The sequence below is a fragment of the Streptomyces griseoruber genome (assembly GCF_001514205.1).
GTDB classification, from domain to species: domain Bacteria; phylum Actinomycetota; class Actinomycetes; order Streptomycetales; family Streptomycetaceae; genus Streptomyces; species Streptomyces griseoruber.
This window is the reverse complement of record NZ_KQ948766.1, coordinates 305,730-324,144: the sequence shown is the minus strand read 5'-3', so window position 1 is coordinate 324,144 and position 18,415 is coordinate 305,730. Positions and strand designations below refer to the sequence as shown.

Sequence of the window (18,415 nt, the reverse complement as noted above, 5' to 3'; positions counted from 1 at the left end):
AGACGGGGGAAGAGGGCGGATCATGTCGCGAGTGCCAGGGTGGCTCGGCCGGCTCGGTGCCGGTCTGACCGAGATGGGTGAGCGGCTCGACGAGCGGCGTGCCGAGGTGGAGCGGGAGAGCATCCCCGAGGAGTTCGCGCCGGATCCGGATCCGGCGCCGGAGCCGCCCGCGCCCGAGACCGTCGTGGCGCCCCCCGAGGAGCCGTCCCCTCCGCTCCCGCGCCCCGATCCCGCACAGGCCGTGCCGTGGGGCGTCCGGGTCGCCGCGGAGGCGGGCTGGCGGCTGCTGGTGCTCGCCGGCACCGTCTGGGTGCTGATCAAGGTCATCAGCGCGGTCCAACTGGTCGTCCTGGCCTTCGTGGTCGCGCTGCTGCTGACCGCGCTGCTCGAACCCACCGTGGCCCGGCTCAAGCGCATGGGGGTGCCCGGGGGACCCGCGACCGCCCTCACCGCGATCCTCGGATTCGTCGTGATCGGTCTGATGGGCTGGTTCGTGACCTGGCAGGTCATGGAGAACATCGACAACCTCTCCGACCAGGTCCAGGACGGCATCGAGGATCTGCGCCGCTGGCTGCTCAACAGCCCCTTCCACGTCACCGACAAGCAGATCAACGGCATCGCCACGAATCTGCGCGAGGCGATCGGCGCCAACACCGACTCCATCACCTCGGCGGGCCTGGAGGGCGTCACGGTCGTCGTCGAGGCGCTCACCGGCATCCTGTTGGCGTTCTTCTCGACGCTGTTCCTGCTCTACGACGGCAAGCGGATCTGGGAGTGGACCCTCAAGCTGGTCCCGGCCGCCGCCCGCCCGGGCGTGGCGGGCGCCGGCCCACGGGCCTGGGCCACGCTGACGGCGTACGTCCGGGGCACGGTCGTGGTGGCCCTCATCGACGCCATCTTCATCGGCCTCGGCATCTACTTCCTCGATGTGCCGATGGCCGTGCCGCTGGCCGTGTTCATCTTCCTGTTCTCGTTCATCCCGCTGGTCGGCGCGGTGGCCTCCGGCGCGCTGGCGGTGGTCGTGGCGCTGGTGACGCAGGGCGTGTTCACCGCGGTGATGACCCTGGCCGTGGTGCTCGCCGTGCAGCAGATCGAGGGCCACATCCTCCAGCCGTTCATCCTCGGCCGCGCGGTCCGCGTCCATCCGCTCGCGGTGGTCCTGGCGGTGGCCTCCGGCGGCCTGGTCGCCGGCATCGGCGGCGCGGTGGTCGCCGTACCCCTGGTGGCGGTGACGAACACCGTGGTGGGCTATCTGAAGGCGTACGCCCAGGAACCGGCGCTGCGGACGTCCCCTAGGCCGAGAGGGGCGACGGCGATGGACGTGGCCCCTGTGTCGGGCCCACCCGTGGGGAACCCGGCCGGACGGACGCCTGAGGACGAGGCCCGGCGCTGAGGGCCCGAGCGGGGGCCCGGGGCCGGACTACTCACCCAGCACGGCCTCCGCCTCCAGCGTCACCCCCACCGCGTGAACGACCGCCGCGATCTTGAAAGCCTCCTGCACCACCTCGCGCCCGACCCCCGCCGCGCGCAGTGCCCGCTCGTGCGAGTCGAGACACAGCCCGCACGCGTTGATCGCCGACACGGCGAACGACCACAGCTCGTAGTCCACCCTGGCCACCCCGGGGTCGCCGAGGACGTTCGTCCGCAGCCCGGCCCGCAGCCGGCCGTACCCGGGGTCGGACAGCAGATGCCGGGTGCGGTGGAAGACGTTGGTCATCGCCATCTCGGCAGCCGCCGACCTGGCGGCGGTGTACGCCTGGGGCGAGAGGTTCGCCCGTGCCAGCGGCCCCAGCTCGCGCAGCAGGACCGGGGAGCGCACGGCGATCGCGGTCGCCAGGACCGTGCCCCAGAGCTGCTGGGCCGGCAGCTCCGCGTCCCCGATGACCGAGTCCACGTTGCGCCGCAGATCCTCGGCGTAGTCCGGCAGAGCGGACTTCAGCGCGTCCAGCGACATGTCTCCCACCTTCTCAAAAATGAGCACCGAACACATGATTTAAATGATCCGACAAGACAACTTCCGTCAGGTCGGGGCAGGTAGCAAATCCCCGACAGGGAAATGCGCCCGGACTGATAGACATTCCCCCCTCAGCGGTACGCGTCAGGCGTATGTGCGACAGGGCAAGGGGAGTGATGTCGGGCTACGAGCTGCTGGCGCGCGACCTTGCCGCGTGCGTGCGCGACGGGTTCACGGGCGAGCTGCGGGTGGCGGGTTCACCCGGCGGCATCTTCCATCTGCACGGTGGACTGATCGCCGCGATCGAGTCACCGGGCGCGCCCGGCGCGGAGGCGCTGCTGCTGCGCTCCGGGCGTATCGCCGGTGAGGAGTGGGCCGCGCTGGTGCGGGAGTCCGGGGGCGCCCGCTGGCCCGCCGCCGGCCTGATAGCCCACGGCTACGCGGGCGCCGCCCAGCTCCGGGTGGTCTGCGCGATGGCCCTCCAGGACGCCGCGTTCGCGATCGTCGCGGGCAGCGTCGACGGCTGCGAACGCGGTCCGGCGACCGGGCAGCCGCCCGCCCCGGTCGCCATCGGCGAGGCACCCACCCGGCTGCTCCAGGAGGCGGCCCGCAAGCTCTCGGCGCTGCTCTCGATGCCGTATCCGGTACGTCCCGAGCGGGAGCGTCCGGTCCCCGGCGCCCTCTCCTGCGCCGCCGACCGCCTCGGCCCGATCCAGCGTGAGCTGCTCACCCACGCCGACGGCCGGCGCACCGCCCGTGACCTCGCCTTCCGCACCGGGCGCGGGGTCTACACCGTCACCGTGGCGGTGGCCCGCATGCTGGGGGAGGGGCTGCTGGAGTGCGGGGAGGCGCCCCTGCCGATCCCGGTGCGGCTGCCGCCCGGCGGCCAGGGCGTACGGCCCCGGGAACCGGCCCCGCCCCCACCGCCCGCCCCCGTCCCGCCGCCCGAACCGCCCCCCGAGCCGGCCGCCCTGCCCCGCCGCCGCCCGGGCGCCAGCGGCATCAACGAGGCCCTCGCCCCGGAACCCGACGAGAACCACGGCGGCGGCACCGGCTGGAAGGACTTCTTCCGGCTCCGCAATCCGACGACGAAATAACAGCCCCACACCAAAATCCCCACACCGAAAGCCCCACGCCCAAACCCCCACGCCGAAAGCCCCACGCCCAAACCCCCAAAGAAATCAGACGGTCAAATGCGATCAGAATCAGGGGAGTTGAACCCATGGACCATAAAGCCCTCGCACAGGAGATGCGCGGTCTGCGCGAGCAGGTGACCGGAATCACCGACACCGCCGTCGCCGCGGCCGACGGGCTGCTCATCGCCGCCGACACGGCCGACTCGATCGACCCGGAGGGCCTCGCCGCCCTCGCCGCGGCCGGCCTCGGCCTCGCCCGCCGTACCTCCGAGGCGACCGCCCGCGGTGCCCTGCACCGCACGGTGACCTACGGCAGCCATGGCTGTGCCGCGTTCTACGCCGTCGGCGACACCGCGCTGATGGTCGTACTCGGGGACGAGGGGATGGATGTGGAGCGCCTGCACCGGGCGACCCAGCCGGCTCTGCGCCGCATCGATCTGATCCTCACCGAGAAAACCGCCGAAGGAGTCTGAAGGGATGGCGACGAAGCGTATGACCCCCGGTTTCTCCGATCAGGTGATGGGCCTGGTCAAGTCACTCCGTACGGATGCCCCCGACTGCGTCGCCTCCGGCGTCGTCGACATGTCCACCGGCATGCTGCTCTCCTACGAGACGGTCGACAACCACCCGCCCGAGGTCCTCGACCTGCTGGCGGGCGCGACGCTCGACCTGTTCCAGGGCCGCACGGTCGTCATGATCGAGGACGTCTTCAAAGAGCGGCGCGGCATGCAGAGCGACAACCACTTCTTCCAGGAGATCCTCGTCAACAGCGACAATCTCACCCACCTGTTCGTGAGGATGAACGAGCAGCAGGACGTCGTTGCGGTGGTCGTCTGCCGCAAGTCCGTCAACGTGGGCATGCTGTTCGCGCAGGTGCGAAGGGTGGTGCGGGAGTACCAGCTGTGAACGGCCGAAGGGCCCCTCGACGAGGGGCCCTCCAGGTCGTTCCGGGTCACCGGTGTCACTCCGTGCGCAGTCCGTCCGGCCGCATCAGCCGGATCAGCGGCGGCAGGCTCAGCAGCGTCACCAGCACCACGACCGCCGCTCCGAAGCCGGTCATCGCCAGCACGCTCGGCCAGTCCACACGGATCGCGGTGTCCGTCATCCGCAGCAGGATCGCGCCCAGCGTGAGCCCCACCGCCATGGCCAGCAGCAGGCCCAGCGCGATCGGGATCGCCGTCTGCCACAGCACCGACAGGCCCAGTGTGCGCCGCCGGGTGCCGAACGCGACCAGGGACGACAGCAGCTTGCGGCGGTCGCGCAGCTGCTCCAGCTGCGACACCAGCAGGCTCGCCCCGATCAGCAGCAGCACACAGGCCGAGCCGATGAGCAGACCGCTGCGGATGGAGGCGTACTTCCGGTCCTGCTTGGTGGCCGACCAGGTCATCAGACTGGCCATCGGGTCCACGTGGAAGGCGGTGTTGCGGACGTGGTCGTCGGCGTCGGGCACGGACTGGTCGACCGAGAGGTACACCTCACCCCTGACGGACGCCGCGAGCGACTTCGGCAGCGCGCCTGTCGTCAGCGCGAAGCCACCACGCTTCAGATTCCGCGGGTCCTTGGCCGAGGGAACCTCGCGGACGCCCGCGGGGATGGTCCAGACGCTCTCGTCGCGGCTCCCGCCCGGCTCCTCCAGGTACAGCTTCGTGCCGGGCTTGTTGAGCACCGGGGTGTCGCCGTCGTAGTCGGATCCGTCGAGGACGAACATGTCGCCGTCCTTGCACGAGGGCAGCTTCGCCACCTCGCGCAGCGCGGCGCAGTCGCCCACGGTCAGCTCGGAGGTACGGGTCGGGCCGTTCTCGCTCTCCCAGGAGGCGTCGCCGAGGTAGCCCTCCCACAGCGCGGTGACCTTCGTGACGCCCTTGGTGTCGGCGAACTTCTCGGCGGTGGCGTCGAGCGGGGCGCCTTCCGGCACGGTCACCTGCAACTGCGCGCGGCGTAGATCCTGTCCGGTGGACTCGGTGTAGTCGCCGTCGACCCCGGCGAACAGCATCTGCAGGGCGATGGCCCCGGCCACCGCCACCGCGATGCCGTTCACCATCCTCGCCGCCGTACCACTGCTCAACTGGAGTCGCCGTACGGCCAGTTGCCAGGCCACTCCACCGGAGCCGAGCCGGGCGACGACCGTCTCCACGAGCCACGGCAGCAGGGCCGTGACCCCGACCAGGAGCAGCAGCACTCCGCCGGTCACCAGGTACTGGTTGAAGTCACCGTTGGTGCGGCCCTGGCCGATCATCGGATAGAGCATCGCAAGACCGCCCACGGGCAGCAGCAGCCGCCACCACAGCCGGCGCCGGGCGGGCCGGGCGGTGCGGACCACGCCGAGCGGTTCGATGACGACCCCGCGCAGGGCGAAGAGCGTGACCAGGACGGCGGCGGCGGGCACCGCCAGCGCGACCAGCGCCGCCAGCAGGGGCGAGGGGTTGAGATAGCTGGGCCAGGCGCTCATGCCCAGCACCTCGACCGAGCCCGCCACCTGGCGGCCGATCAGGAAGAACCCGGTGCCGGCGACCAGGCCGAGCAGGGCGCCGGCCATCGCCTCGCCGGCCGCGACGCGCCGGGTCATCCGGCCGTCGGAACCGATCAGCCGGAGGGCCGCGAGCCTGCGGTCGCGCCGCTCGCCGCCGAACCGCACGGCCGCGGCGATGAACACGGCGACCGGCATCAGCAGCACCACGATCATGACGAGGATCAGCAGGACCAGCACCGGGTCCGTGGCCTCGTGCGTCGGCTTCGGGTTCCCGAACGCCGTCAGCCGGGTCGCCCCGTCGCCGTCGAGGTACGCGGCCAGCCCGGAGCCGCCCGCGTAGTAGGCGAGTTCCTGCGAGCCGATCAGCCCGCTCTCCCCGATCGTCCCCACGATCCGGTACGGCAGCCGCTCCCGCAGCAGCGCCGAACCACCGGAGGCGAGCAGCCTCTTCAGCGCCGGCGAGACCACCATCTCGCCCTGGGCCGGGTACACGTCCACCCCGGGCGGCCGCGGGGCGTCGGGCCCCTCCGGCTCCACCAGCCGGCCGCGTACGTCCTTGTCGCGGAACGTGGTGTCGGTCTCGACGATCAGCAGCGTGTCGTCGGCCTTGCGCGGCACCTCGGCGGAGAACGAGTAGTCCAGCCTGGCCTCCTCGCGCTCGTGCCGCACCGCGAGCGCGTTGGGGATCGCGGTCGTCAGCAGCAGCACCGCCACCCCGAGCCCCACGCCGACCGCGGTCAGCACGGCACGGATCCAGCCCTCCCGGCCGCCCGTGAAGGCGAACCGCACCCCGAGGCCCAGATCCCGGGACCACTGCCTGACGTTCATACGACCCGCTCCATGTCCCGCGACTTCCCGTCCCGTACGACGATCTCGCGGTCGGAGTAGGCGGCCACCCGTGCCTCGTGCGTCACCAGCACCACGGCTGCGTTGGCCGACCGGGCCGCCTCGGTGAGCAGCTCCATCACCCGCTCCCCGTTGAGCGAGTCCAGGGCGCCGGTCGGCTCGTCGGCGAAGATCAGCCGCGGGCTCGTGACGAGCGAGCGCGCCACCGCGACCCGCTGCCCCTGCCCGCCGGACACCTCACCCGGCCGCTTCTTCGCCAGGTCGTCGACCTCCAGCCGCTCCATCCACCCGAGGGCGGTGCGCTCTGCCTGCTTGCGGGAGGTGCCGTTCAGCCGCAGCGGCAGGGCCACGTTCTCCACACAGGTCAGCTCCGGCACCAACTGGCCGAACTGGAACACGAACCCGAACTCCGTGCGCCGCAGCAGACTGCGCCGGGCGTCGTTCATCGTCGCGAGCTCCTGGCCGTCGTACCGGATCGAGCCGGAGTCGGGCGTGACGATGCCGGCGAGGCAGTGCAGCAGCGTCGACTTGCCGGACCCGGACGGGCCCATCACCGCGACGACCTCGCCGGGGTGGATGGAGAACGCGGCGCCGTCCAGCGCCATGGTCGGCCCGTACGCCTTTTTCAGGTCCTCGGCGACGAGCAGGGATCCCCCGGGAGCGTTCATGCGGTCACCGTGGCCTTCAGCTTGTCGAGGCGCGCGGCGGCGAGCTCCAGCCAGCGCAGGTCGGCCTCGAGATGGAACAGGGCGTGGTCGCAGATCAGCTGGTCCGCCAGATCGCCCTTGCGCTTGCGGTCGGTCAGGATGCGCATGCTGCGCAGATGCTCCGCCCGCTGGGTGTCGAGGATGTCGGCCGCGTCGCGCGCGGTGAGCAGGGCGAGGACGACCTTCGTGTAGAGGGTCGACTGCAGATACGGCTCGGGCTTCTCGGGCGTGGCGAGCCAGCGCTCCACGTCGGTGACGCCGGCGTCGGTGATCGCGTACCGCTTGCGCTCGGGCCCGCCGCCGGCCTCGATGCCGTCGACCTCGACGAGACCGTTCTTCAGCAGGCGCGACATCGTCGAGTAGACCTGGCCGTAGTGCAGCGGCCGGTCGTGACCGAACTTCTCGTCGAAGGCCCGCTTCAGGTCGTAACCATGGCGGGGCCCGGACTCCAGGAGTCCCAGGAGGGTGTGACCGATGGACATGGGGAGGACTGTACACGCGGTGTATACCCGGGGTGTATACGCGGAGTGTGTAGGTGGTGGCGGGGGGTGGGAGGCCGCAGGTGGGCGCCCATTGTCACCGTTCTGCTACAGTCGACCGGCCGTCCGGCGATGCGACCGGCCGTCCGGCGATGGAGGACCGGGCCGTCAGGCCGACGGGGGTCTGGGGGCGGAGCCCCCGGGGGGCCGTCCCCTCCGGGGGATGGGGCCGGCCTCCCCCGGCAGCCGCCCGGCCTCCTTCAGGGCCCTGCGCAGCAGGAACTCGATCTGCGCGTTGGCGGACCGCAGCTCGTCCCCGGCCCACCGCGCCAGCGCGTCGTACACCGTGGGGTCCAGCCGCAGCAGCACCTGCTTGCGCTGCGGCCGGCCCTGTGGGGTCGCACCCCCGGAGGGAACCGTCACTGGTAGAGGGTCCCCGTGTTGAGCACGGGCTGCGGCGCCCGGTCCCCGCACAGCACCACCATCAGGTTGGACACCATCGCCGCCTTCCGCTCGTCGTCCAGTTCCACGATGTCCTGCTCGGCGATCCGGGTGAGCGCCGCCTCGACCATCCCGACGGCCCCGTCCACGATCTCCCGCCGCGCCGCGACCACCGCGCCCGCCTGCTGCCGCTGGAGCATCGCCGAGGCGATCTCGGGAGCGTACGCGAGATGCGTGAACCGGGACTCGATGATCCGCACACCGGCCGCCTCCACGCGCGCGTGCAGCTCGACCGCGAGCTTCTCGGTGATCTCCTCGGCGTTGCCGCGCAGCGAGAGCCCGTCCTCGTCGTGGGAGTCGTAGGGGTACTCGATGGCGATGTGCCGCACCGCCGCCTCGGTCTGGGTGGCGACGAACTCCAGGAAGTCGTCCACCTCGAAGACGGCCTGCGCGGTGTCCTGCACCCTCCACACCACGACCGCGGCGAGTTCGATCGGGTTGCCGTAGGCGTCGTTGACCTTCAGGACGGCCGTCTCGTGGTTGCGCACCCGGGTGGAGATCTTCTCGCGGGAGGTGAAGGGGTTCACCCAGCGCAGCCCGTCCTCCCGGATGGTGCCCCGGTAGCGCCCGAAGAGCTGCACCACGCGTGCCTCGCCCGGCGCGACCGTGTTCAGCCCGCACATCGACAGGAACGCGGCGATGCCTATGACGATGCCGCCGACGATCAGCGCGGCCTTGCCGCCGGTCTCGGCCACCGTGGTCGCGGCGGCGATCAGCCCGCCGCCGAGCAGCAGTCCGACCAGTCCGCCGAGCAGCGCGAGCCCGCCGCCCACGCTGTGGGCCGGGAACTCCTTCACCGAGGAACTCTCTGTGGACATGGGTGATTCCCCCCGTTTCATGCAGGCGTGATCCGGTTCGTTCCGGCGCCCGCGTAAGCGTTTGTCTAGCTAAGTGATATCACTTAATGAGCAGATGGCAACCCCCGGCGCGTTCCAGTCGTCGAACGAGGTGACGTGGTGTGCCGGTTTCCCGGCGGGGTGCTGATTCTCACCCCCTCCGAACGCCGGACCGAGGCCTCTTCGACATAGCCGACGGTGTTAGCTTTCTGAGCTGACCTGCCTCCAGGCACTGGTGTGACTGCCGAGTACGAAGCGGAGCGAGCGGACTCATGGGACGAGCGGACGAGAGACGAGCGCGGCAGAGCGGTGGCCGTCGCGCGGCGCCCAAGAGCCGCTCGTCGAGAAGAGAGGCCCCGCCGTCGCGCAGCGAGTCGCGATCGGCCGTGGAGGCCCCCGAAGCCCCCGAGACGTCCGAGGCCCCCGACACCGCCGGCGGCCCCGCACCCGGCGGCCGCGCGGCCGCGCGCAGGGCCGCCGCGGGAAAGAAGGGCGGCCGGGGAGTCAAGGCCGGCAAGGGGGGCAAGGGCGGCAAGGGCGGTAAGAAGGACAAGAGCCTCATACGCCGGATCTTCACCTGGAAGAAGATCCTCGGCGCGTTCCTGATCATGACCACGGCCGTCATCGGAGCGCTCGTCTGGCTCTACGTCAGCACCCCGATCCCGGCGGGCAACCCCGACGCCGAGCTCCAGAGCAACGTCTACGAGTACAAAGACGGCTCGATCATGACCCGGGACGGCGCGGTCAACCGCGAGGTCGTCGATCTCGCCGAGGTCCCCAAAAAGGTCCGGTACACCTTCGTCGCCGCCGAGAACAAGTCCTTCTACACGGACGCCGGCGTCGACCTGAAGGGCACCACCCGAGGCATCCTCAACACCCTCATGGGCAAGGGCGCGCAGGGCGGTTCGACGATCACCCAGCAGTACGTGAAGAACTACTACCTGAGCCAGGAACAGACCGTCACGCGCAAGCTGAAGGAACTGGTCATCTCCCTGAAGCTGGACCGGGAGAAGGACAAGAACTACATCCTGGCCGGCTACATCAACACCAGCTACTACGGCCGCGGTTGCTACGGCATCCAGGCCGCCGCCCAGTGCTACTACCGCAAGGACGCCAGCGAGCTGAACGTCCAGCAGGGCGCCTACCTCGCCGCCCTCCTCCAGGCCCCGAGCCAGTACGACTGGGCCGTCGCCACCGACACCGGCAAGCGGCTGGTCAAGGCCCGCTGGAACTACGTCCTCGACAACATGGTCGAGCAGGGCTGGCTCGACAAGTCCGAGCGCGAGAAGATGACGTTCCCGGAGCCGGAGGCCCCGAAGGCCGCACCGGGCCAGGAGGGCCAGACCGGCTACCTGGTCGCCGCGGCCAACAACGAGCTGGCCAATCAGCTCGTCGCCACGGGGGTCGCCGAAGACTACGAGTCCGCCGCCGCCCTGGTGAAGAAGGGCGGCTGGAACATGAAGCTCAACATCAACAAGGGCAAGCAGAAGGCGCTGGAGAAGGCGGTCAAGGAACAGCTGACCAGCAAGCTGGACGCGAAGAAGCGCCCGGTCGACGGTGACGTCCAGGCCGGCGCGGTCTCGGTGGACCCGAAGACGGGCGCTGTCGTGGCGATGTACGGCGGCAAGGGCTACACCGAGCACTACATCAACAACGCCACCCGCACCGACTACCAGCCCGCCTCCACCTTCAAGCCGGTGATCCTCGCCGCGGCCTTCGACGAGAACGCCAAGACGCAGGACGGCGACGAGATCACCGCCAACACGCTCTACGACGGCACCAGCAAGCGCCCGGTCGTCGGCAGCGACATCGGCTTCGCGCCGGAGAACGAGGACGACCAAGACTACGGCGACGTCACCGTCCAGACGGCGCTGAACAAGTCCATCAACTCCGTCTTCGCGCAGATGGGTGTCGACGTCGGCATGGACAAGGTGCTGAAGGTCGCCGACGACCTCGGCATGGACACCAAGGACCTGAAGGCGGTGCCGGCCCAGACCCTCGGCACCATGGGTGCGAGCCCCCTCCAGATGGCCGGCGTCTACGCCACGCTCGACAACCACGGCAAGAAGGTCACGCCGGCGATCATCGCGGAGGCGAAGAACAGCGCCTACCCGTCCTTCAAGCACACCGAACCCATCGGCGACCAGGTCATCGACCGGGAGGCCGCCGACTCGGTCACCTCGGTGCTCACCGGTGTGGTCGACGACGGTACGGCCAAGAAGTCCGTACGGGACAACCCGCTGCGCAAGGGCCAGAAGGTGGCCGGCAAGACGGGTACCTCCGACAACAACAAGTCGGCCTGGTTCACCGGCTACACGCCCGACCTGGTGACCTCGGTCGGCCTGTTCGGCGAGAAGGCCAAGACCGGCGCCCAGGTCAGCCTGACCGGTGCGACGACGGGCATCACCACGGTCGCGGGCCGTGTCAACGGTGGTGGCTTCCCGGCGCAGATCTGGGCGGCGTACACCTTCGGCGTCTCCACCAAGGTCACCAAGTTCGACCTGGAGACCAAGCAGGGCGCGGCGGTCCAGACGGCCTCCCCGTCCCCGACCGCGTCCGCCTCGTCGAGCCCGAGCCCCTCCGCCACTCCCACGGCGCAGGACAGCCCCTCGAGCACCCCCACGACCCAGCAGCCGACGCCGAACAACACCCCCACGAACACGCCGACGAGCCCGGAACCCACGGGCAACACCACAACGGAACCGTCCACGGGAGAACCGACGGTGGATCCGACGAACCCCACGGATCCCCTGAGCGGCGACGGCCAGTGAACACATGAAAGAGAGGGCGCCCGGTGATCACCGGGCGCCCTCTCCGTTTGACCCGCAGCCGGCCTACGACCGATTCAGTTCGAACCACACGACCTTGCCGGTGCTGAGCCGAGTGGCCCCCCACCGCCGAGCCAGCCGATTGACCAGATACAGCCCCCGCCCACCCTCGTCGGTGGCCCGGGCCTGCCGCAGCCGGGGCAGTTGAGGCACATCGTCCCCCACCTCGCAGCGCAGTACGTCGGTCCGCAGCAGTCGCAACGTGACCGGCCGGGAGGCGTACCGCACCGCGTTCGTGACCACCTCGCTCACCAGCAGCTCGACGGAGTCGGTCAGATCCTCCATCCCCCACCGGGACAACGCCCGCCGGGCCAGCCGCCGGGCACGGCCGGGTGCCGCGTCCTCCGGCTCCAGGAACCAGTACGCCACGTCGCTCGGCGCGATCCCGTCGAAGCGGGCCGCGAGCAGCGCGATGTCGTCGTCCCGGTCACCCGGCCCGAGCATGTCGAGCACCTCGTCGCACAGGGCCTCCAGCGGCGGCGGATGATCGGGCCCCGTGAGCTGAGCGGTCGCGGCCAGTTTCTCCCGCAGCTGCTCTATCCCGGTCGCCACGTCCCGCAGCCGGGACTCCACCAGGCCGTCGGTGTACAGCAGCAGCGTCGCCCCGGCCGGTGCGTCCAGCTCCACCGCCTCGAAGTCGACCCCGCCCACGCCGATCGGCGCCCCCGGCGGCACCCGCAGCACCTCGGCCCGGCCGCCCAGATGCAGCAGGACCGGCGGCGGATGGCCGGCGTTGGCGATGGTGATGCGGTGCGACACCGGGTCGTAGACGGCGTACAGGCAGGTCGCCATGCGGTCGGAGCCCAGCCGCTGGGCCTGCTCGTCGAGGTGGTGCAGCACCTCCTGCGGCGGCAGATCCAGCCCCGCGAGGGTCTGCGCGGTCGTCCGCAGCTGGCCCATGATCGCGGCCGAGGTCATCGAGTGCCCCATGACATCGCCCACGACCAGCGCCACCCGGCTGCCCGGCAGCGGGATCGCGTCGTACCAGTCGCCGCCCACCCGCGCGGTCTCGGCCGCGGGGAGATAGCGGGAGGCGAGCCGTACGCCCGTGGGCCGGGGCAGGTGCTCCGGCAGCATCGTGCGCTGCAACTCGTCGGCGATGTACGCCTCACGGTCGTACAGCACCGCCTTGTCGATGCCGAGCGCGCTGTGCGTGGCGAGCTGCGCCGCGACCAGCAGGTCGTCGTTCTCGAACGGGAAGCGCTCCGGGCGGCGCAGGAAGACCGCCGCGCCGATGACCCGGCGGCGGCCCCGCAGCGGGGCCAGGATGGCCCGCTGGCCGCCCGGGACGACCAAGGTGCTGTCCTCGCCCAGGAGTTCGGGCAGCGCGGCACGGGCGGCCGGACTGTCGGCGAACACCGGGCGCACCCCGCGCAGCACCTCCGCGAGCGCCCCGCCGGGCCGTACCTCGCACAGTTCGGCGATCGCGGAGGACAACTCGGCGCTCAGCTCGGAGGGTTCCGGCGGCGGCAGGGCGAGCGCGGCGAAGCCGGTCTCGGTGTCGCGCTCCTCCGGGATGCGGTCGGTACGCCGCAGCCGCAGCATGACGCGGTCGGCCACCGGCCGCTCGTCGCCGACCGGCAGCGGGTCGCGCAGATAGACGAGGATCGCGTCGGAGAAGGTCGGCACGGTGGCCCGGCACAGCCCCATCACGATCTCGTCGAGGTCCAGACCGCGGGCGATCCGCCGGGTGGCGGCACCGATGAAACGCAGCCGGTCCCCGTCCCGGCGCATCGGCGTGGGCCGCCCGGGCGTCACCCCTTGCCCCGTACGACGCTCGGAGCGCATGTCACCGCCCGGCTGGGCCGGGATGGACTCGGGCGCCGGACGTGGCCGGTGGCTGTCGGGCTCGGCTCCGGTCGCCGGCTGTGAGTGCTCGGCCTGCGAACCGGCCGGATCCGTTCCCTGGGCACCCTTGTTTCCCTTGCTGCCCTTCCCGCTGGTGGCACACGGCGCGGTGGTGCCAGGGCCGTCCTCCGCGCGGCCCTGGGAGGCGGCGGGAGGTAAGGCGTCCGAGGCGTCCGGGGCCTGGGTATGCAGGAGCGCCCCGCGGCCTTCCGTGGGGTCGACGCCCTGGGGGCGTTCGTAGCTGGTGGGCTGCTCCGTCACGCGTGTCGAATCCGTCCGTCCGGGGCTGCGCGGCGCGCACACAGTTGGTCCCGCAGAAAACCCGATACCCGGAATACCTGTCCCCGGAACGGAATTCCCGCGTGGTCAGAGGCTGTTCCTGTGTCACCGGAGGACCGGGCGCGGCCCTGGCAGCGGGTGCCGTCCGTTCTTTCGGCCCCGCCGGTGTTGCCCTCGTACCCCTCGCTCACGTCCTGCCGCCCCTCGGTGACGTTCGGTCAGACCCGGTGTCGGCCCCGGGAGTTGCTGTTCGATGGTCTTGCGGAGGACGATCCTACGTTTCCTGCCCGGGGGCGCATCAAGGGTCTCATGTGGACATGTGCGCCGGGACTCGGTCCCAGTCCTCCGGAAGCAACGGTACGGCCCAGGAGGGATCCGGGCGCCAGTGCTGCCAGCCCTTGTTGAACGGAGCCTCCCAGGCGTGGATCACCTCCACCGCCGCTCGGCCCGCCTCCCGCGCCCGCCCGGCGACGGCGGCGTCCATCAGCCCGTCCTGCTGGGCCTGCGCGAACTCGTCCTCGTCACGCCAGCCCCAACTGCGGTCGGGGTACACGCAGATGTCCAGAAAATGATCCTCGGAGTCCACTCCGCCGCCCCAACGGGCCAGCGGCTCCTCCAGATTGACGTACCAGTTCTTGAACTGCCAGCCCGGCTCCCAGAACAGCCACACGGACCAGGGCTCGCCGGGCCGGGCCAGTTTCAGCACGCCGGTGCCGAACCAGCGGTCGAGCTGGACGGTCCGGGGCTTGGTGTAGCGCGTCGGCAGCGGCTCCCGGTGCAGCGGGGTGCCGTCGGCGAGCACGGGCTTGACGACCTGTGTCCCGGGCGCCAGCCAGACCGCGAGCAGCTCCTCGTCGTCACGGACCACGGTGACCGGGCGGGCGATGTGGAAGCCCGGGCCACCGTTCTCCCGGTAGCGCCACAGGATCCGGTCCCCGGGCGCCCAGAACGCCGCCGTACCACCTGTTCCCACCCGTCTCACCGCTCCACCGTCTGCCATGCACAGATATTAGGTGCCATGGGCATACGACGCTGCGGCGCGCGTCACGGTTCTGCGCGCCGCGGGGAAAGGTTACGGGCGTGTCATCCGCAGGACATCCAGGGCCTCGTCGAGCTGCTCGACCGTCAGCATGCCGCGCTCCACATACCCGCTTTCGAGGACGACCTGGCGGATCGTCCTGCGCTGCGCGAGAGCCTTCTTGGCGACCTTGGCGGCCTCCTCGTAGCCGATGTACCTGTTGAGCGGCGTGACGACGGACGGCGAGGACTCGGCGTACTCGCGGGCGCGCTCGCGGTGCGCGACGATGCCGTCCACGGTCCGGTCGGCGAGCAGTCGCGAGACGTTCGCCAGCAGCCGGATCGACTCCAGCACGTTCTTGGCGATGACCGGGAGCATGACGTTGAGCTCGAAGTTGCCGGCCGCTCCGGCGGTGGCGACGGTGGCGTCGTTGCCCATGACCTGCGCGGCGACCATCAGCACGGCCTCCGGGACGACCGGGTTCACCTTGCCGGGCATGATCGAGGACCCGGGCTGGAGGTCGGGCAGCGAGATCTCCGCGAGACCCGTCCGCGGTCCCGAGGCCATCCACCGCAGATCGTTGGCGATCTTCGTGAGCGAGACGGCGACGGTCCGCAGCTGCCCGCTCGTCTCGACGATCCCGTCCCGGGCGCCCTGTGCCTCGAAGTGGTCCCGGGCCTCGGTCAGCGGGAGTCCGGTGGCCCGGGCGACCTCCTCGATGACGGCGGCGGAGAAGCCGGGCGGGGTGTTGATCCCGGTCCCGACGGCGGTCCCGCCGAGGGGCAGCTCGGCGAGCCGGGGGAGGGAGGCCCGCAGCCGCTCCACGCCGTGGCGCACCTGGGCGGCGTACCCCCCGAACTCCTGTCCCAGGGTGACGGGCGTGGCGTCCATCAGATGCGTCCGCCCCGACTTCACGACGTCCGCGAACTCCTCCGCCTTGCGGCCGAGCGCCGCGGCGAGATGCTCCAGGGCCGGGATCAGGTCCCGGGTGACGGCGGCGGTGGCGGCGATGTGGATCGACGACGGGAAGACGTCGTTGGACGACTGCGACGCGTTGACATGATCGTTGGGATGGACGTCCCGGCCGAGCCGCTCGCTCGCCAGCGTGGCGATGACCTCGTTGGTGTTCATGTTCGACGACGTACCGGACCCCGTCTGGAACACGTCCACCGGGAAGTGCGCGTCCCAGGTTCCCTCGGCGACCTCCGCGGCCGCCTCCTGGATCGCCCCGGCCACGTCCTTGTCGAGCACCCCGAGTTCGGCGTTCACCTTCGCCGCGGCACCCTTGATCCGCGCCAGCGCCTCGATGTGCGCCCGCTCGATCCGCTGCCCGGAGACGGGGAAGTTCTCCACGGCCCGCTGCGTCTGCGCCCGCCACTTGGCGTCCGCCGGGACCCGCACCTCCCCCATCGAATCGTGCTCTACGCGGTACCCGCCCTTGTCCTGTTCGCCGGCCATCGACGATCACCTCCACAGGGGACAGCATCGCCGACGCGCCTCCTGTTCCCCCGGAGGCGAGGTGTGCGCCCGGTGGCGCCCCCTTCGGCACCGGCCCAGAGATCCAGCCCGTCCGGCGGCACCACTCCGCCGGTCCGGCGTTTGAGGACGAGGCCCGTTCAGGCCGATGGGGGCCGGGGAGGGTGGCCGGGTGGGTGTGGGGGCGGAGTTCTGCGGGGCCGGGGCCGGGGCCGGGGCCGGGGAGGGTGGCCAGGTGGGGTGCGGGGGCCGAGTTCTGCGGGGGTGCGGGACGGAGCCCCGGTGGCGGTGGAGGGGCGGAGCCCCTGGGGAGGGGACGGTAGGGGCGGCGGGGCGAAGTCGTCCCCGCCGCCCCAACGGCACTACGCCAGCCCAGGCCCCCGCACCGGGATCGACGTGAACGTCGGGGCCGGCGCCGGGTCCTTGAAGAAGTCGTTGCCCTTGTCGTCGACGACGACGAAGGCGGGGAAGTCCTCGACCTCGATCTTCCAGACGGCCTCCATGCCGAGCTCCTCGTACTCGACGACCTCGACCTTCTTGATGCAGTCCTGGGCGAGACGGGCGGCGGGCCCGCCGATGGAGCCGAGGTAGAAGCCGCCGTGACTGCCGCAGGCGTCGGTGACCTGCTGGGAGCGGTTGCCCTTGGCCAGCATCACCTTGGAGCCGCCCGCCGCCTGGAACTGCTCGACGTAGGAGTCCATCCGCCCGGCGGTGGTCGGGCCGAAGGAACCGGACGCGTAGCCCTCGGGGGTCTTGGCCGGGCCCGCGTAGTACACCGGGTGGTCCTTGAGGTACTGCGGCATCTCCTCGCCCGCGTCCAGCCGCTCCTTGATCTTGGCGTGCGCGATGTCCCGGGCCACGACCAGCGGGCCGGACAGGGAGAGCCGGGTCTTCACCGGGTACTTCGTCAGCTCGGCGAGGATGTCGTCCATCGGCTGGTTGAGGTCGATGCGGACGACGTCCTCGTCGGCGGAGTCGAGATGCTCGTCGGTCGTGTCCGGCAGGAACCGCGCCGGGTCGGTCTCCAGCTGCTCCAGGAAGACACCCTCGGCGGTGATCTTCGCGACGGCCTGGCGGTCGGCGGAGCAGGACACGGCGATGGCGACCGGGCAGGACGCGCCGTGCCGGGGCAGCCGCACCACGCGTACGTCGTGGCAGAAGTACTTGCCGCCGAACTGCGCGCCGATGCCGATCTTCTGCGTCAGCTCGAAGACCTTCTCCTCCAGCTCCTTGTCCCGGAAGCCGTGACCGAGCTCCGAGCCCTCCGCCGGGATCTCGTCCAGGTAGTGCGCGGAGGCGTACTTCGCGGTCTTCAGCGCGTACTCCGCGGACGTACCGCCGACGACGATCGCCAGGTGGTACGGCGGGCAGGCGGCCGTGCCCAGCGAGCGGATCTTCTCCTCCAGGAACTTCATCATGGAGGCCTCGTTGAGGACGGCCTTCGTCTCCTGGTAGAGGAAGCTCTTGTTGGCGCTGCCGCCGCCCTTGGCCATGAACAGGAACTTGTACGCGCCGCCGTCGGTGGCGTACAGCTCGATCTGGGCCGGCAGGTTGGAGCCGGTGTTCTTCTCGTCCCACATGGTGAGCGGGGCCATCTGCGAGTACCGCAGGTTGAGCTTGGTGTACGCGTCGTAGATGCCCCGGCTGAGGGCCTCCTCGTCGCCGCCCGAGGTCAGCACGTTCTGGCCGCGCTTGCCCATGACGATCGCCGTGCCCGTGTCCTGGCACATCGGCAGGACGCCCGCCGCCGCGATGTTCGCGTTCTTCAGCAGGTCCAGCGCGACGAACTTGTCGTTGCCCGACGCCTCGGGGTCGTCGATGATCCGCCGCAGCTGGGCGAGGTGCGCCGGCCGCAGATAGTGCTGGATGTCGTGGACGGCCTCCGCGGCGAGCTTGCGCAGCGCCTCCGGCTCCACCTTGAGGAACGTCCGCCCGTCGGCCTCGAAGGTGGAGACACCCTCGGAGGTCACCAGCCGGTACGGGGTGGTGTCCTCTCCCATGGGGAGCAGATCGGTGTACGCGAACTCAGGCATCGCA

The 18,415-nt window shown here is 70.9% G+C and carries 15 protein-coding genes; 5 read left to right on the top strand and 10 right to left on the bottom strand.

Annotated elements, in window-relative coordinates; genetic code table 11:
• The first annotated feature begins 22 nt into the window (after positions 1-22).
• Entirely contained in the window at positions 23-1,393 is a 1,371-nt protein-coding gene (locus AQJ64_RS13640; protein ID WP_055635768.1) for an AI-2E family transporter, read from the top strand.
• Between the two features lie 27 nt (positions 1,394-1,420).
• Here AQJ64_RS13640 and ahpD read toward each other — a convergent pair whose 3' ends face one another.
• Entirely contained in the window at positions 1,421-1,954 is a 534-nt protein-coding gene (ahpD, locus tag AQJ64_RS13635; protein WP_055635769.1) for an alkylhydroperoxidase, AhpD family, read from the bottom strand.
• 176 nt (positions 1,955-2,130) lie between these two features.
• On the opposite strand from ahpD, the gene AQJ64_RS13630 reads away from it, so the two are divergent.
• The 3 genes from AQJ64_RS13630 to AQJ64_RS13620 all read left to right on the top strand — a co-directional run bounded on the left by AQJ64_RS13630 (position 2,131) and on the right by AQJ64_RS13620 (position 3,996).
• Positions 2,131-3,051, top strand: coding sequence for a hypothetical protein (locus AQJ64_RS13630; protein WP_059202653.1), 921 nt, complete (start codon positions 2,131-2,133; stop codon positions 3,049-3,051).
• A 125-nt stretch (positions 3,052-3,176) separates the two neighbouring features.
• Entirely contained in the window at positions 3,177-3,563 is a 387-nt protein-coding gene (locus AQJ64_RS13625; protein ID WP_055633839.1) for a roadblock/LC7 domain-containing protein, read from the top strand.
• 4 nt (positions 3,564-3,567) lie between these two features.
• Entirely contained in the window at positions 3,568-3,996 is a 429-nt protein-coding gene (locus tag AQJ64_RS13620; protein WP_055633840.1) for a hypothetical protein, read from the top strand.
• A gap of 55 nt (positions 3,997-4,051) precedes the next feature.
• Here AQJ64_RS13620 and AQJ64_RS13615 read toward each other — a convergent pair whose 3' ends face one another.
• From AQJ64_RS13615 to AQJ64_RS13595, 5 genes are all read right to left on the bottom strand, one after another.
• The gene (locus tag AQJ64_RS13615; RefSeq protein WP_055633841.1) at positions 4,052-6,388 is read right to left on the bottom strand and encodes an ABC transporter permease; all 2,337 of its coding nucleotides are present in this window, start codon (positions 6,386-6,388) and stop codon (positions 4,052-4,054) included.
• A complete protein-coding gene (locus AQJ64_RS13610) occupies positions 6,385-7,074 on the bottom strand; it encodes an ABC transporter ATP-binding protein (protein WP_055633842.1) in 690 nt (229 codons plus the stop codon). Before AQJ64_RS13610 ends, AQJ64_RS13615 begins: the two co-directional genes overlap by 4 nt.
• Positions 7,071-7,595, bottom strand: a complete 525-nt coding sequence (locus AQJ64_RS13605) for a PadR family transcriptional regulator (RefSeq protein WP_055633843.1) — start codon at positions 7,593-7,595, stop codon at positions 7,071-7,073. Before AQJ64_RS13605 ends, AQJ64_RS13610 begins: the two co-directional genes overlap by 4 nt.
• Positions 7,596-7,760: 165 nt before the next feature.
• On the bottom strand, positions 7,761-8,015 hold the full coding sequence (locus AQJ64_RS13600; protein WP_055633844.1) for a type II toxin-antitoxin system antitoxin: 255 nt from the start codon (positions 8,013-8,015) through the stop codon (positions 7,761-7,763).
• Positions 8,012-8,911, bottom strand: a complete 900-nt coding sequence (locus tag AQJ64_RS13595; protein ID WP_397800959.1) for an SPFH domain-containing protein — start codon at positions 8,909-8,911, stop codon at positions 8,012-8,014. Before AQJ64_RS13595 ends, AQJ64_RS13600 begins: the two co-directional genes overlap by 4 nt.
• 290 nt (positions 8,912-9,201) lie before the next feature.
• Between AQJ64_RS13595 and AQJ64_RS13590 the strand changes: the two genes are divergently transcribed.
• On the top strand, positions 9,202-11,700 hold the full coding sequence (locus AQJ64_RS13590; protein ID WP_055633846.1) for a transglycosylase domain-containing protein: 2,499 nt from the start codon (positions 9,202-9,204) through the stop codon (positions 11,698-11,700).
• A 63-nt stretch (positions 11,701-11,763) separates the two neighbouring features.
• Here AQJ64_RS13590 and AQJ64_RS13585 read toward each other — a convergent pair whose 3' ends face one another.
• From AQJ64_RS13585 to AQJ64_RS13570, 4 genes are all read right to left on the bottom strand, one after another.
• On the bottom strand, positions 11,764-13,866 hold the full coding sequence (locus AQJ64_RS13585; RefSeq protein WP_055637952.1) for a SpoIIE family protein phosphatase: 2,103 nt from the start codon (positions 13,864-13,866) through the stop codon (positions 11,764-11,766).
• Positions 13,867-14,191: 325 nt separating this feature from the next.
• Positions 14,192-14,884, bottom strand: a complete 693-nt coding sequence (gene fomD / locus AQJ64_RS13580) for a cytidylyl-2-hydroxypropylphosphonate hydrolase (protein ID WP_055637951.1) — start codon at positions 14,882-14,884, stop codon at positions 14,192-14,194.
• A 72-nt stretch (positions 14,885-14,956) separates the two neighbouring features.
• Entirely contained in the window at positions 14,957-16,360 is a 1,404-nt protein-coding gene (locus AQJ64_RS13575) for a class II fumarate hydratase (protein ID WP_055637950.1), read from the bottom strand.
• Positions 16,361-16,740: 380 nt separating this feature from the next.
• Positions 16,741-18,411 (bottom strand): fumarate hydratase, encoded by a 1,671-nt coding sequence (locus tag AQJ64_RS13570; RefSeq protein ID WP_055639045.1) that lies wholly within the window; start codon positions 18,409-18,411, stop codon positions 16,741-16,743.
• Positions 18,412-18,415 lie beyond the last annotated feature (4 nt).